This window comes from Streptomyces sp. PSU-S4-23, assembly GCF_055632315.1.
The window spans coordinates 920760-933113 of record NZ_JBVMUU010000002.1; the positions used below are offsets into that span (position 1 = coordinate 920760).

At 72.6% G+C, this 12354-nt stretch carries 16 protein-coding genes and 1 riboswitch; of the genes, 11 read left to right on the forward strand and 5 right to left on the reverse strand.

Annotated features, from left to right (window positions below; translation table 11 throughout):
• Positions 1 to 8: 8 nt before the first annotated feature.
• On the reverse strand, positions 9 to 284 hold the full coding sequence (locus ACZ79I_RS04980; protein ID WP_381083736.1) for a type II toxin-antitoxin system Phd/YefM family antitoxin: 276 nt from the start codon (positions 282 to 284) through the stop codon (positions 9 to 11).
• Positions 285 to 446: 162 nt separating this feature from the next.
• Between ACZ79I_RS04980 and ACZ79I_RS04985 the strand changes: the two genes are divergently transcribed.
• The 4 genes from ACZ79I_RS04985 to ACZ79I_RS05000 all read left to right on the forward strand — a co-directional run bounded on the left by ACZ79I_RS04985 (position 447) and on the right by ACZ79I_RS05000 (position 3087).
• Positions 447 to 1082: an ATP-dependent Clp protease proteolytic subunit gene (locus tag ACZ79I_RS04985; protein ID WP_471494430.1), complete on the forward strand. Its 636-nt coding sequence runs from the start codon at positions 447 to 449 to the stop codon at positions 1080 to 1082.
• A gap of 7 nt (positions 1083 to 1089) precedes the next feature.
• Positions 1090 to 1395: a hypothetical protein gene (locus tag ACZ79I_RS04990; RefSeq protein ID WP_471494432.1), complete on the forward strand. Its 306-nt coding sequence runs from the start codon at positions 1090 to 1092 to the stop codon at positions 1393 to 1395.
• 403 nt (positions 1396 to 1798) lie between these two features.
• A riboswitch (cyclic di-AMP (ydaO/yuaA leader) is annotated at positions 1799 to 1994 on the forward strand.
• A gap of 3 nt (positions 1995 to 1997) precedes the next feature.
• Positions 1998 to 2471: a C40 family peptidase gene (locus ACZ79I_RS04995; protein ID WP_471494433.1), complete on the forward strand. Its 474-nt coding sequence runs from the start codon at positions 1998 to 2000 to the stop codon at positions 2469 to 2471.
• A gap of 79 nt (positions 2472 to 2550) precedes the next feature.
• Entirely contained in the window at positions 2551 to 3087 is a 537-nt protein-coding gene (locus ACZ79I_RS05000) for a DUF6328 family protein (protein ID WP_471494435.1), read from the forward strand.
• Positions 3088 to 3281: 194 nt separating this feature from the next.
• On the opposite strand, the gene ACZ79I_RS05005 is transcribed toward ACZ79I_RS05000, so the two are convergent.
• On the reverse strand, positions 3282 to 3740 hold the full coding sequence (locus ACZ79I_RS05005) for an ATP-binding protein (protein ID WP_471494436.1): 459 nt from the start codon (positions 3738 to 3740) through the stop codon (positions 3282 to 3284).
• Positions 3741 to 3989: 249 nt separating this feature from the next.
• Here ACZ79I_RS05005 and ACZ79I_RS05010 point away from each other — a divergent pair, with 249 nt between their 5' ends.
• Together ACZ79I_RS05010 and ACZ79I_RS05015 are read left to right on the forward strand one after the other, a co-directional pair.
• Positions 3990 to 4850: a helix-turn-helix domain-containing protein gene (locus ACZ79I_RS05010; RefSeq protein ID WP_471494438.1), complete on the forward strand. Its 861-nt coding sequence runs from the start codon at positions 3990 to 3992 to the stop codon at positions 4848 to 4850.
• A 9-nt stretch (positions 4851 to 4859) separates the two neighbouring features.
• Positions 4860 to 5084, forward strand: coding sequence for a DUF397 domain-containing protein (locus tag ACZ79I_RS05015; RefSeq protein WP_471494440.1), 225 nt, complete (start codon positions 4860 to 4862; stop codon positions 5082 to 5084).
• 144 nt (positions 5085 to 5228) lie between these two features.
• On the opposite strand, the gene ACZ79I_RS05020 is transcribed toward ACZ79I_RS05015, so the two are convergent.
• Positions 5229 to 6356: an 8-amino-7-oxononanoate synthase gene (locus ACZ79I_RS05020; RefSeq protein WP_471494441.1), complete on the reverse strand. Its 1128-nt coding sequence runs from the start codon at positions 6354 to 6356 to the stop codon at positions 5229 to 5231.
• A 146-nt stretch (positions 6357 to 6502) separates the two neighbouring features.
• Here ACZ79I_RS05020 and bioB point away from each other — a divergent pair, with 146 nt between their 5' ends.
• From bioB to ACZ79I_RS05040, 4 genes are all read left to right on the forward strand, one after another.
• On the forward strand, positions 6503 to 7795 hold the full coding sequence (gene bioB, locus ACZ79I_RS05025; RefSeq protein ID WP_471494443.1) for a biotin synthase BioB: 1293 nt from the start codon (positions 6503 to 6505) through the stop codon (positions 7793 to 7795).
• On the forward strand, positions 7788 to 9068 hold the full coding sequence (locus tag ACZ79I_RS05030) for an adenosylmethionine--8-amino-7-oxononanoate transaminase (protein WP_471494445.1): 1281 nt from the start codon (positions 7788 to 7790) through the stop codon (positions 9066 to 9068). The genes bioB and ACZ79I_RS05030 overlap by 8 nt, the downstream gene beginning before the upstream one ends.
• A 1-nt stretch (position 9069) precedes the next feature.
• Positions 9070 to 9786, forward strand: a complete 717-nt coding sequence (bioD, locus tag ACZ79I_RS05035) for a dethiobiotin synthase (RefSeq protein WP_471494446.1) — start codon at positions 9070 to 9072, stop codon at positions 9784 to 9786.
• Positions 9787 to 9931: 145 nt separating this feature from the next.
• Positions 9932 to 10618 (forward strand): class I SAM-dependent methyltransferase, encoded by a 687-nt coding sequence (locus ACZ79I_RS05040; RefSeq protein ID WP_471494448.1) that lies wholly within the window; start codon positions 9932 to 9934, stop codon positions 10616 to 10618.
• 56 nt (positions 10619 to 10674) lie between these two features.
• On the opposite strand, the gene ACZ79I_RS05045 is transcribed toward ACZ79I_RS05040, so the two are convergent.
• Positions 10675 to 11049 (reverse strand): fic family toxin-antitoxin system, toxin component, encoded by a 375-nt coding sequence (locus ACZ79I_RS05045; protein WP_471494450.1) that lies wholly within the window; start codon positions 11047 to 11049, stop codon positions 10675 to 10677.
• A gap of 4 nt (positions 11050 to 11053) precedes the next feature.
• Positions 11054 to 11302, reverse strand: a complete 249-nt coding sequence (locus ACZ79I_RS05050) for a toxin-antitoxin system HicB family antitoxin (RefSeq protein ID WP_471494452.1) — start codon at positions 11300 to 11302, stop codon at positions 11054 to 11056.
• Between the two features lie 242 nt (positions 11303 to 11544).
• Here ACZ79I_RS05050 and ACZ79I_RS05055 point away from each other — a divergent pair, with 242 nt between their 5' ends.
• Entirely contained in the window at positions 11545 to 12354 is an 810-nt protein-coding gene (locus tag ACZ79I_RS05055) for an ABC transporter ATP-binding protein (protein ID WP_471494454.1), read from the forward strand.

The following is a 12354-nucleotide window of genomic DNA, read 5'->3' on the forward strand; positions in this document are numbered from 1 at the left end:
GACGGCCGTCAGGACCTGCCGGACCCCCGGTGCTCGGCGGCGATACCGAAGCGCTGCCGCTCGCGCGGGGCGGAAGCGACCTCACGCACGGTGGAGACGGAGCTGACCACCTGCTCCTCCGCCGCGTCGAGTTCGGCGAGCCGCTCAAGGTCGGCGGCGGAGACCAGGGCGACGAGAGGCTTTCCGTGCCGCGTCACGACGACGCGTTCGCCGCCGTACACCACGCGGTTGATCAGATCGGCGAGCTCAGCCCTGGCTTGCGTCACCGGAATCTCGTAGGCCATGTGGTCCAGCTTAGACCGCGGCCTTGGCACGCCTCTTCGAGCGGAAGATCCCGGTCTGGCCCACGGCACGGCGGCCCCCGTTCGCTCTCAGCGTTCCCGCGTCGCGAGAGAATGTACATCCTGTACATTTTTTACAGGAGCGATTGCGAGGAGGCGCAAGCCATGACCCGACCGTCCGCCCGCCATGTCCTGCCCGAATTCACCGAACGCACCGGCTACGGGCAGCGGACCCTTGACCCGTACGCGAAGCTCCTGGACGAGCGGATCGTGTTCCTGGGAACGCCGATCGACGACACGTCGGCGAACGACGTGATGGCGCAGTTCATGCATCTGGAGTACCTGGACCCGGACCGCGACATCTCGCTGTACATCAACTCCCCCGGCGGCTCGTTCACCGCCATGACCGCGGTCTACGACACGATGCAGTACGTCAGTTGCGACGTGGAGACGGTCTGCCTCGGCCAGGCGGCGTCGGCCGCGGCGGTGCTGCTCGCCGGAGGCGCGCCGGGCAAGCGGCTCGCGCTCCCCGGTGCGCGCGTGCTGATCCACCAGCCCTCCCTGCCGGAGCCCGTGCAGGGACAGGCCACCGATCTGGCCATCCAGGCGAAGGAGTTGACGCGCACCCGCAGGCGCCTGGAGGAGATGCTCGCACGGCACACGGGGCAGACCCCGCAACGCATCGCCGCCGACATCGAGCGGGACACCATCCTCGACTCCCGTGCCGCGGTGGCGTACGGGCTGGTCGACCGCGTCGTCCCCAGCCGCAAGACCTCGCGCACCATGCCCGGCGCGAGGTGAGCCACCGATGCTGCCGCCCGAACTCCCCCCGCTGCCCGCGCTGACCCGCGCGGAGGCCGAGTTGATCGACCGTTACCTCGATGTCGTCGACCTGCTCGGCCGTGTCAACCCGGCACACTCGGGTGACACCTACCGGGGACTGCGCGCAGCCCAGGCCCTGGTGGGCAAGGCCGCGGCCCTGCGCGACGCGCTGACGCAGATGCACCTGCGCGGGGAGCACGAACTGCACGGCCCGACCCTCGCCCGCGCCCTGCGCGTCCTCGACGGCGAACGCCGCACGGGCCGCGTCGCCCTGCCGCCCGGACCGGAATGAGCCGATCCCCCGGCGCCTCCGGGGGAATCGGCGGACAACGGCCTCGCGCCCCGGGCCGGAAGGGTGAGCCGGACAGACCGCTGCGCAGGCATGCCGGACGGACGGCCGTCCGTCCGGCGCGGCTCAAACGGGCCAAATGGTGTACCCCAGACCGGAGTAGAGACGGCTCCGGCCCCAGGCCCGCAGGAGTCGCACAACACGGCTGCCCACAGGGCGCAAGGCGGGACTCCGATGCAGGTCGGGGCCTGGTTCATGCCCTCAACTTCCCCCGAAAAGAGGGTTGTCCACCCGAACGAGTGAGTGGTGAGTAACGCCACAAATCACCGATTCCATTGTGATTTTCGGACCCTGGTAGGTGAAGATCCCTTCCTGACGACAAGCCCCCGCCACCGCGGCGGGGCGGTCCGGGCGGACGCCGAATCCTGCCGCCGCCCGGACGACCGGTCGACAGGAGTGGATCGGCAGGAGTGGAGGACCCGGCAAGGCGGGCCACCGGAGAGATCCGGACGGTCCTTGGGGTGAAGCCGCGCGAGCGGCCGGGCTACTTCGCCAGTCCGAATCCGACAGGTCATCCTTCACAGGCGGCTGACGAAGGGTTGCGCATGGCTGCGCTCAATCGTGTCCCGTCGCTGCTGACCCGGGCCGGCACCGCCTCGGCCCTCACCCTCGCCGCCGTCGGCGGCGGCATCGCTGTCCCCGGCGTCGCCACCGACGCGGCCGCCATGACACCGGCCACGAAGGCCCTCCGGGTCGCGGCGTCGAAGAAGGGTGCCCCGTACAAGTGGGGTGCCACCGGACCACGCCGCTTCGACTGCTCCGGGCTCACGCTCTACGCCTACAAGAAGGCGGGCAAGAAACTGCCCCGCACGGCCGCGGCGCAGTACAACAGGACGCACCATGTCTCGTCCTCGCACCGCAGGGCCGGAGACCTGGTGTTCTTCCACTCGGGCCGGAACATCTACCACGTCGGCATCTACGCCGGGAAGGGAAAGATCTGGCACTCCCCGAAGACCGGGGACGTGGTCAGGCTCCAGAAGATCTGGACGAAGAGCGTCTGGTACGGACGGGTGAGCTGATGCGGCCGGCGGGGCGACGGCCCGCTGCGCCGTCGCCCCGCCGTGGCGTGACCAGGGCCGTAACGGGAACTCGTGCACCATGGCCGACCGAGCTCCCCACCAGGCGCGGCGCGAGACTCCCCTGGAGCGCGCCGACCGCAATTTCGCCGAACTGCTGCAGGAACTGCGCGTCACCCAGACCGGGGTCCAGATCCTGTTCGCGTTCCTGCTGACCCTGGCCTTCACCCCGCGTTTCCCCTCCCTGGACACGGTCCAGCGCGTCATCTACGTCACGACGCTGCTCCTCTCCGCGCTGGCCGCGGCCCTGTTCACGGCGCCCGCCGCGCTGCACCGCTCGCTCTTCCAGCAGAACGCCAAGCCCGTCATCGTGCGGGTCTCCTCCCGTCTCGCAACGATCGGGATGGGCGTACTGATGCTGGCGCTCACCGGCTCGGTGCTCCTGGTGGTGGATGTGTCGCTCGGCCGGGCCGCCGGCATCGCCGCGGGCGCGGGGACGTTCCTCGTCTGCGTGGGCCTGTGGCGCGTCCTGCCCTGGCTGCTGGGGCGCGGGGTCCTGCCGGCACCACGGGATCGCGGAGCGGGAGCGGACCGGGGCGGGCCGGAACACTCCCGGTGACCGCCGGGCGGGCCGCAGCCGGTGCGGAGGGGGTGCCGCCGGGGCCGGGCACCCTGCGCGGCGTCCCGGTCGCCCACCGCACCGGCGAGGCCGGTGCCCGCGCCCCACGCCTTCCGCGTGCCGCCGCGGGGGGCCTTCGGGCGGGTGGCGGGGCCCGCCTGTGTCTGAGGGCCCGGGCCGGGCCGCCGCGGCCGTCACGGCTCCTGCTGCCCTCCCGCCGCGACGGACTGGACCCGGGTGGTCCACGGAAGTTCGATCGCGACCGTCTTGCCGCCCTCCAGGGTGGGCCGCACGCTCACCTTGCCGCCGTACTCCGCGGTCAGCCAGCGGATGATCACCATGCCGCGGCCGTTGTCCTGCTGCACGGCGGCGGGCAGCCGTTTCGGGAAGCGGGGATGGCTGTCGGTGACGCCGATGCGGAGTAACTCGTCCCGGTCGAGCGCGAGGTCGACGGTGAACGTGGGCGACTGCCCGAAGGTGTGCTGCACGGCGTTGGTGGTCAGCTCGGAGACGATGAGGCGTACGGTGTCGGCGACCTCGGAGTTCCTCGGCAGGCCCCATTCGGCGAGGACGTCGGCGACATATGTTCGGGCCACGGAGACCGAAGCGGGATCGCTCGGCAGAGTGACGGATGCTTCCTGATGATCTGCCATGGCGACGTCGTCCCTTTCCCACGGGACCGGAGTCCGACACGGAGCGGTTGGTTTCCGGTGCGGTCCCGGACTTGGTGCTGCGCGCCAGACTGCCATCACCAGGGCTCTCCCGGGTGCGTTCCCCCGGGATATGCATATATCTGTCGCCCGAAGCGGTGAACTCTCCGACGACCGACCGTATTTGGGCCGGGCCCCGGCCCATCCTCTACCGTCGCCGTGAAACCGCGCGCCGTGCGGAGGGAGCCGCCCATGCAATACGGACCAGTGGTGCGCCGCCGCAAGCTCGGCGCCGAACTGCGCGCCCTGCGCGCCCGGTCGGGTCTCACGAGCGGCGCGGCGGCCACGCTCGTCGGCTGGCACCAGTCGAAGGTGAGCCGGATCGAGACGGGCGCCAGCGGCGTCAAGCCGGCGGACGTACGGCTGCTGTTGGACGCGTACGCCGTCGAGGACCCCGAACTGCGGGAACTGCTGATGGTGTTGGCGGGCTCGGAGGACGGCGGCGGCCGGCAGAACTGGTGGCACGCGTATCGCGGGGTGCTGCCGCCGGCCTACCGCGACTTCATCAGCCTGGAGTCGCAGGCCTGCGCGATGCGGACGCTGGAGACCTCGGTGGTGCCGGGGCTGCTGCAGACGCCCGAGTACGCGCGGGCGGTGACGCGCGCCGCCGTCGGCACCCTGGAGGAGGCCAAGCTGGACACCCTGGTGGAGGTGCGGCTGGCCCGGCAGGAAGTGCTGCGTTCGGATCCTCCGCTGCGGCTGAGCGCCGTCCTGGACGAGGCGGTGCTGCACCGGGAGGTCGGCGGACCGGAGGTCATGACCCGCCAGCTGAGGCGGCTCCTGGACGCCGCCGCGCTGCCCCACGTGCGGCTCCAGGTCCTGCCGTTCGCCGCCGGGGCGCACATCGGCGTCACCGGGCCTTTCGTTATCTTCTCATTTCCGAGCAGATCTGATCTGGACGTGGTTGTTCTAGACCACTTGACGAGTAGCCTCTATCTCGAACGGGAAGAAGACCTTCAGGCCTACAGCGAGGCCTTCGACTCGCTTCGGATCCACGCCCTTTCACCCGAGGAATCGTTGGAGTGCATCGCCGCGTTGGCCGGCGCTGCGTAAGGAGGCATCATGTCAGCACCGCCTCGGCACATCCCTTCCAGTGCGTCCCTGCACGGCGTGCGGTGGCTGCGCAGCAGTCGCAGTACGGGAATGAACAACTGTGTCGAGACCGCCCGTCCGGGCCCGGGGCCCTGGGCCGGGCTGGTGGCCGTGCGCGATTCCAAGAACGCGGCCGGGCCGGCCCTGTTCTTCACCCCCGGCACCTGGAAGGAGTTCCTGGACGGACTGGACTGATCGATTTCCGGGGCGGGGCCGATCGCGCGCCATTCCGCGGCCGCGGTCGATGTCAATTCCCGGATGAATATTCCCCGCACCGCTGCGGACGAGTCATATCCGCTCACAGCCGTATGACGCTCGATGCACGGCCGTTCCGCCGACTCACGGCCGCGTCTCGCCGATCACGCGTACGGCGTGCTCGATCTGCCCCTCCGTGAGGTCCGCGCGGGCGGTCAGCCGCAGCCGTGAGACACCGTCGGGCACCGACGGCGGCCGGAAGCAGCCGACGGCGACTCCCGCCGCACGGCAGTCGGCCGCCCACCGCACGGCCTGCTCGGGGGAGGGCGCGCGCACCGAGACGACGGCGGCATCCGGCCGTACCGCCTCATGGCCCTCGACCGTGAGGCGGGCGTGCAGGGCCGTCGCCACCGCGCGCGCCCGCTCGGCACGCTCCGGCTCACGGCGCAGCAGGCGCAGGGCCGCGAGCGCGGCACCCGCGGCCGCCGGGGCGAGCCCGGTGTCGAAGATGAACGTCCTGGCCGCGTTGACCAGATGGTCGATCACGCGCGCCGGGCCCAGCACCGCGCCGCCCTGGCTGCCCAGCGACTTCGACAGCGTCACCGTCACCACCACGTCCGGCGCGCCCGCGAGCCCCGCCCCGTGCGGGGCGCCCCGGCCGCCGGACCCCAGGACGCCGAGCCCGTGCGCGTCGTCGACGAGCAGTCCGGCGCCGGAGTTCCGGCAGACGGCGGCCAGTTCGGCCAGCGGGGCGGCGTCGCCGTCCACCGAGAAGACGGTGTCCGAGACGACGACGGCGGGTCCCGACCGGGTCCCGAGGGCCTTGCGCACGGCCTCGGGGTCGGCGTGCGCGACCACCTGGGTGGTGCCGCGGGCGAGCCGGCAGCCGTCGATCAGCGAGGCGTGGTTGCCCGCGTCGGAGACGATCAGGGAACCGTGCGGCGCGAGCGCGGTGACCGCGGCGAGGTTGGCCGCGTACCCGGAGGAGAAGACGAGGGCCGCCTCGAAGCCGCAGAAGCCGGCCAGCTCTCGCTCCAGCTCGGTGTGCAGCTCGGTGGTGCCGGTGACCAGGCGGGAGCCGGTCGCGCCGCCGCCCCACACCCGGGCCGCCCGCGCGGCGCCCTCGGTGATCTCCGGGTGGCGGGCCAGGCCGAGGTAGTCGTTGCTCGCGAGATCGAGGAGCGGGGAGTCGGCGGAACGCGGGCGCAGGGTGCGCACGAGCCCCGCCCTGCGGCGCGTGCCCGCCTGCTCGTCGATCCAGCCGAACACCATCGGTCCTCCAGGCTTTTGTAGGCAGTGCACAGACCCTAGCGGGAGGGCCGGCCACCCAGGGTGTGGCAATACCCACACGTCGAACCGTGTCCGTTGTGTGGTCCCTCCTTGGCCCGGGGCGGCCGAGTAGGACAGGATCGGCTCTCATGGACCTGCTGAACACCCTGGTGGACAAGGGGCTGCGGCGCGAACTGCCGACCCGCGAGGAAGCTCTGGCCGTCCTCGACACTTCCGACGACGACCTGCTCGATGTGGTGGCCGCGGCCGGCAAGGTGCGCCGCCACTGGTTCGGCCGACGGGTGAAACTCAACTATCTCGTCAACCTGAAGTCCGGCCTGTGCCCCGAGGACTGTTCCTACTGTTCCCAGCGGCTCGGCTCGAAGGCCGACATCCTGAAGTACACCTGGCTCAAGCCGGACGAGGCGTCGAAGGCCGCCGCGGCGGGCGTCGCGGGCGGCGCCAAGCGCGTCTGCCTGGTGGCGAGCGGCCGCGGGCCCACGGACCGGGACGTGGACCGGGTCTCCGACACCATCAAGACGATCAAGGACCAGAACGAGGGCGTCGAGGTGTGCGCCTGCCTCGGCCTGCTCTCCGACGGCCAGGCCGAGCGGCTGCGCGCGGCGGGCGCGGACGCCTACAACCACAACCTGAACACGTCCGAGGCGACCTACGGGGACATCACCAGCACCCACACCTACGCCGACCGGGTCGACACGGTGCACAAGGCGCACGACGCCGGCCTGTCGGCCTGCTCCGGCCTGATCGCGGGCATGGGTGAGAGCGACGAGGACCTGGTCGACGTCGTCTTCTCACTGCGGGCGCTGGACCCCGACTCGGTCCCGGTCAACTTCCTGATCCCCTTCGAGGGCACCCCGCTCGGCAAGGAGTGGAACCTCACCCCGCAGCGGTGTCTGCGGATCCTGGCGATGGTGCGGTTCGTGTGCCCGGACGTCGAGGTGCGCCTCGCGGGCGGCCGGGAGGTCCACCTCCGTACGATGCAGCCGCTGGCCCTGCACCTGGCCAACTCGATCTTCCTGGGCGACTACCTGACCAGTGAGGGCCAGGCGGGCCGGGCGGACCTGGAGATGATCGCGGACGCCGGGTTCGAGGTGGAGGGCGCGGACCGGGTCACGCTCCCGGAGCACCGCGCGGCGTCCGGCGGCTGCGGGTCGCACGAGGGCGCCGGCTGCGGATCGCACGAGGACGGCGCCGGGTGCGGATCACACGAGGGTGCCGGGTGCGGATCGCACGAGGGTGCCGGGTGCGGATCGCACCAGGGTGCCGGGTGCGGATCGCACCAGGGCGACGCCGGGTGCGGATCCCACGAGGGCGCCGGGGTGTGCGGTTCCGCGGCCGTGGCGCCCGCGGGCGAGCCCCGTACGGACCTTGTCGCCGTGCGCCGCCGGGGCGCGGGAACGGACCTCGCGCCCAATGCGTGATCCGTCCGTGGACGCACTGCTGGCGCTCGACCGGCAGCACGTCTGGCACCCGTACGGCCCCATGCCCGGCCGCCAGGAGCCGCTCGTCGTGGAGTCGGCGAGCGGGGTGCGGCTGCGTCTGGCCGACGGCTCGGGCGAGTTGGTGGACGGCATGTCGTCCTGGTGGTCGGCGATCCACGGCTACAACCATCCGGTGCTCAACGAGGCCGCGCAGGAGCAGCTGGGGCGGATGAGCCATGTGATGTTCGGCGGGCTCACCCACGAGCCCGCCGTGCGGCTGGCGAAGCTCCTCGTCGACATCTCGCCCGCCGGTCTGGAGCACGTCTTCCTCGCGGACTCGGGCTCGGTGTCCGTCGAGGTCGCGGTCAAGATGTGCCTGCAGTACTGGCGCTCGCTCGGCCGGCCCGCCAAGCACCGGCTGCTGACCTGGCGCGGCGGCTACCACGGCGACACCTGGCAGCCGATGTCCGTGTGCGACCCCGAGGGCGGCATGCACGAGCTGTGGCGGGGCGTCCTGCCCCGCCAGGTGTTCGCCGAGGCGCCCCCGGCCGGCTACGACGAGGCGTACGCCGGCCGTCTGCGCGACATGGTCGAACGCCACGCGGACGAACTGGCCGCGGTGATCGTCGAGCCGGTGGTGCAGGGGGCCGGCGGGATGCGGTTCCACTCCCCCGCCTATCTGCGGGTGCTGCGCGAGGCGTGCGACGCGCATGACGTGCTGCTCGTCTTCGACGAGATCGCGACCGGGTTCGGGCGCACGGGCGCGCTGTTCGCCGCGGACCACGCGGCGGTGACACCGGACGTGATGTGTGTGGGCAAGGCGCTGACCGGCGGCTACCTGACCATGGCGGCGACGCTGTGCACGCCTCGGGTGGCCGACGGGATCTCCCGGGGCGAGGTGCCGGTGCTCGCACACGGTCCCACCTTCATGGGCAACCCGCTGGCGGCGGCCGTGGCCTGCGCCTCGGTGGGGCTGCTGCTCGGCCAGGACTGGCAGGCGGAGGTCAAGCGGATCGAGGCGGGTCTCAAGGAGGGGCTCGCGCAGGCGGCGGACCTGCCCGGGGTGAGCGAGGTGCGGGTCCTCGGCGCCATCGGTGTCGTCCAGCTGGACCACGACGTGGACATGGCGGCGGCGACGCGGGCCGCGGTGCGCGAGGGCGTGTGGCTGCGGCCGTTCCGGGACCTCGTCTACACGATGCCGCCGTATGTGACCGGCGACGCGGATGTGGCACGGATCGCCCGCGCGGTGTGCGCGGCGGCACGGGAGGGCTGACATGCCGGTTCTGGTGATCACGGGGACCGGCACGGAGGTCGGCAAGACGGTCACGACCGCCGCCGTCGCGGCGGTCGCCGTCGCCGCGGGACGGTCGGTGGCCGTGCTCAAGCCCGCGCAGACGGGGGTGGGACCCGGCGAACGCGGTGACGCCGGGGAGGTGGCCCGGCTCTCGGGCGCCGTGACGACGTGTGAACTGGCCCGGTACCCGGATCCGCTGGCGCCCGCGACGGCGGCACGGCGCGCCGGACTGCCGCCGGTGCGGCCGCGCGAGGTGGCGGAGGCGGCCGCCAAGCTGGCCGTCGAGCACGACCTCGTCCTCGTCGAGGGGGCCGGCGGGCTGCTCGTACGGTTCGACGACGACGGCGGCACCCTGGCGGACGCGGCGCGGCTGCTGCGGGCGCCGGTGCTCGTGGTCGCGTCGGCGGGCCTCGGCACCCTCAACACGACCGAGCTGACGGCGCGTGAGCTGCGGCACCGGGGGCTGCACCCAGCCGGTGTCGTCATCGGCAGCTGGCCCGCCGCGGCCGATCTCGCGTCGCGGTGCAACCTCGCCGACCTTCCGGTGGTGGCCGGGGCACCGCTGCTCGGGGCGCTGCCCGCGGGAGCCGGGGCGCACGAACCCGCCGGCTTCCGCGCCGCCGCCCCTGCCTGGCTGGCGCCCCGGCTGGGCGGGACATGGGACGCACAGGAGTTCGCGTCGGCGTACGCGCCGTAGGGACGGCAGCGGTCGCCCCGCCCGGACGGCCGGGGCGTGAAGGAGACGGGACTGGGGCGCGCCCGCCCCGGCGAGCGGGGCGGGGATGCGCGGGGCCTGCCCGGGGGAGACTCCGGGTAAGGTCCGTCCAGCCCGGGAGGCGCCCATGCCGCTTCGGTCCGCCCGCCCCCGCCCCATGTCGCGGGGCTGCGTGCACCATCCCTTCTTCGCCCGCTACTACGCCCGGGTCAGCGTCGCGGCCGAGTCACGCGCCGGCATGGGCGCCGTACGGGAGCGGCTGCTCGCCGGGCTCTCCGGCCGGGTGATCGAGATCGGCGCGGGCAACGGCCTGAACTTCGCCCATTACCCGCGCACCGTCTCGGAGGTCGTCGCGATCGAACCGGAGCGGCTGCTGCGGCAGATGGCCGTCGAGGCGGCCCTGCGCGCGGACGTTCCGGTGGACGTGGTGCCGGGGGCCGCGGAGGCGCTGCCGGTCAAGAGCGAGGCGTTCGACGCGGCGGTCCTCTCGCTGGTGCTGTGCAGCATCCGGGACGTTCCGCGGGCCCTCGGCGAGCTGCGGCGCGTGCTGCGGCCCGGCGGCGAGCTGCGGTACTTCGAGCACGGGGCCGGCGGCGGCGTGCTCATGCGCTCCGCGCAGCGCGCCCTGGACCGCACGGTGTGGCCCCCGCTCAGCGGCGGCTGCCACCTCTCCCGCGAGCCGGTCGCGGCCCTGCGCGACGCCGGGTTCGAGCTGGGCCCCCATCGCCGGCTGCTGATGCCGGAGAAGGGACCGCGCCTGCCGACGTCGTACTGCGTGCTGGGCACCGCCTGGCGGCCCGGCTCCCAGGAGTAGTCACGAGCCGCCGGGGAGCGGCCGCGCAGCAGTCCCCGTGCGGCGCGGGGCGGGGGTCACAGACACCACTGCCGCAGCTCCCGGGCGATCTCGTGCACCGATGCCTCACCGCTCTTGACCAGCCGGGCGAGGTCACGCACCCGCTCGGGCGAGATGGCCACCTTGAGACCGCTGGCGACCAGGTAGGCGTAGGCGACCGCGGAGGCGAACAGCGCGTTGGAGCGCTCCAGGGCGGGCACGTGGAGCAGAAGCTGGAGCAGGGCGGCGGCGCGGACGTGCGGGGTGTCGTAGACGGGGACGCCGAATATCTCCGCCTCGTGCCGGCTGACCGCGGCGACGAGCGCGCCCCAGTCGGTGACCTGGGGATCTCCGGGCGTCTTCTGCTCGGCGACCATCAGCAGCCAGGCGAGGTCGATCCTGAGGTCGCTCAACGGATCAGCGACGCCCCTCGGCGCGGGGCTCGCCGGAGCCCTCGCGGGCGCCGAACTCCTCGGCGAAGACGGACTCGTACTGCTTCATGAAGTCGGCGGCGGCCTCGACGAACGTGTGGCCGGCCTCCCCGGTGTCCTGCCGGACCAGTTCCTCGATGTAACGGTTGACGCTCATGCCGCGCTCCAGGGCTCGCTCGCGGGCGGCGCGGGCGGTGTCCTCGTCCACCCTCACGTTCAGCTGGGTCTTCGCCATCCTTCGACGCTAGCGCGGACACGCTAGCACCGGCAAGGGGGCGGAGGGTCACCGCCGGGGGCCCCGGCGGGGGCCCTCCACCGCAGGGTGGAGAATGCCCCCTACACCGGTATCGCAGGCCCGACCTGTGAGGGAGACGCGCCTGGACCTGTGGTGGATACCGGCTGCGCCGGGCGCCCATTAGGCTCGGCCGGACACGAGAAGACAAGGACGCGGGGACGTCCACGACGGAGGAGGCGGTCTTGTCCACTGCTGCTGCCGAGCAAGCCCCTGGCCGCGCGGAAGCGGACGGGGTCGCCGCCCGCGCCCGGGGCCTGACGAAGGCATACGGCTCGGGCGAGACGACGGTGCTCGCCCTCGACGGGGTGGACGTGGACATCGCGCGCGGCCGCTTCACCGCGGTCATGGGCCCCTCGGGCTCGGGGAAGTCCACGCTCATGCACTGCCTGGCGGGACTGGACACCGTTTCGTCCGGTCAGGTGTGGCTCGGCGACACCGAGATCACGGGTCTGAAGGACCGCGAGCTGACCCGGCTGCGCCGGGACCGCATCGGCTTCATGTTCCAGTCCTTCAACCTGATCCCGACGCTCAACGCGGCCGAGAACATCACGCTCCCCATGGACATCGCGGGTCAGAAACCCGACCAGGAGTGGCTGGACCAGGTGATCGACACGCTCGGGCTGCGGCAGCGGCTCAAGCACCGGCCCGCGCAGTTGTCCGGCGGTCAGCAGCAGCGCGTGGCCTGCGCCCGGGCGCTCGCCTCACGTCCGGAGCTGATCTTCGCCGACGAGCCGACGGGCAACCTCGACTCCCGGGCGGGGCTCGAGGTCCTGGGCTTCCTGCGCCGGGCCGTCGACGAGCTGGGGCAGACCGTCGTCATGGTCACCCACGACCCGGGCGCGGCGGCCCACTCCGACCTGGTGCTGTTCCTTGCGGACGGGCGGATCGTGGACCGGATGGAGCGGCCGACGGCGGAGGCCGTGCTGGAACGCATGAAGCGCTTCGACACCGTGCGGGCGGCCGCCGGTGAGACGGCCCGGGCCGAGGACTGA

Excerpts from the sequence above, each read along its gene's own strand:
- ACZ79I_RS04980 (WP_381083736.1), bottom strand. The coding sequence starts at position 284 with ATGGCCTACGAGATTCCGGTGACGCAAGCCAGGGCTGAGCTCGCCGAT.
- ACZ79I_RS04985 (WP_471494430.1), top strand. The coding sequence starts at position 447 with ATGACCCGACCGTCCGCCCGCCATGTCCTGCCCGAATTCACCGAACGC.
- ACZ79I_RS04990 (WP_471494432.1), top strand. The coding sequence starts at position 1,090 with ATGCTGCCGCCCGAACTCCCCCCGCTGCCCGCGCTGACCCGCGCGGAG.
- ACZ79I_RS04995 (WP_471494433.1), top strand. The coding sequence starts at position 1,998 with ATGGCTGCGCTCAATCGTGTCCCGTCGCTGCTGACCCGGGCCGGCACC.
- ACZ79I_RS05000 (WP_471494435.1), top strand. The coding sequence starts at position 2,551 with ATGGCCGACCGAGCTCCCCACCAGGCGCGGCGCGAGACTCCCCTGGAG.
- ACZ79I_RS05005 (WP_471494436.1), bottom strand. The coding sequence starts at position 3,740 with ATGGCAGATCATCAGGAAGCATCCGTCACTCTGCCGAGCGATCCCGCT.
- ACZ79I_RS05010 (WP_471494438.1), top strand. The coding sequence starts at position 3,990 with ATGCAATACGGACCAGTGGTGCGCCGCCGCAAGCTCGGCGCCGAACTG.
- ACZ79I_RS05015 (WP_471494440.1), top strand. The coding sequence starts at position 4,860 with ATGTCAGCACCGCCTCGGCACATCCCTTCCAGTGCGTCCCTGCACGGC.
- ACZ79I_RS05020 (WP_471494441.1), bottom strand. The coding sequence starts at position 6,356 with ATGGTGTTCGGCTGGATCGACGAGCAGGCGGGCACGCGCCGCAGGGCG.
- bioB (WP_471494443.1), top strand. The coding sequence starts at position 6,503 with ATGGACCTGCTGAACACCCTGGTGGACAAGGGGCTGCGGCGCGAACTG.
- ACZ79I_RS05030 (WP_471494445.1), top strand. The coding sequence starts at position 7,788 with ATGCGTGATCCGTCCGTGGACGCACTGCTGGCGCTCGACCGGCAGCAC.
- bioD (WP_471494446.1), top strand. The coding sequence starts at position 9,070 with ATGCCGGTTCTGGTGATCACGGGGACCGGCACGGAGGTCGGCAAGACG.
- ACZ79I_RS05040 (WP_471494448.1), top strand. The coding sequence starts at position 9,932 with ATGCCGCTTCGGTCCGCCCGCCCCCGCCCCATGTCGCGGGGCTGCGTG.
- ACZ79I_RS05050 (WP_471494452.1), bottom strand. The coding sequence starts at position 11,302 with ATGGCGAAGACCCAGCTGAACGTGAGGGTGGACGAGGACACCGCCCGC.